The 266-nt window shown below is 45.5% G+C and carries 1 protein-coding gene; it reads right to left on the bottom strand.

Translation table 11 applies throughout. The annotated features are described in order from the left end of the window. A partial coding sequence (locus SB765_RS30320; RefSeq protein ID WP_410932580.1) for a hypothetical protein occupies window positions 1-266 on the bottom strand: 266 nt, incomplete at both ends.

The following is a 266-nucleotide window of genomic DNA, read 5'->3' as shown; positions in this document are numbered from 1 at the left end:
AACTTCATCCGGATCACTCTGGAGCACACTAATCGCAAATCCATCATTGAAAGTTGTACCAAAGGTACACCATGAATAGAGGCTAATACTCATGTCTGCCGCAGTCAGTAACACAAATGGTGCGGCAACAAGCAGGCGAAGCGGAAGGGATGATATACGTTTTACAACCAGGATGGTCAGAACGAAGAACAGCAAGCGCTGAACCATATGCGCGCCGGAAGAGGCGACTAAGTTCGTAATACCAAAAACAATAACACAAAGATACA

Source organism: Pseudomonas sp. SIMBA_067 (genome assembly GCF_046534675.1).
Taxonomy (GTDB): domain Bacteria; phylum Pseudomonadota; class Gammaproteobacteria; order Pseudomonadales; family Pseudomonadaceae; genus Aquipseudomonas; species Aquipseudomonas putida.
Note: the sequence above shows the minus strand (reverse complement) of the source record. Positions and strands in the feature narration are given on the sequence as shown.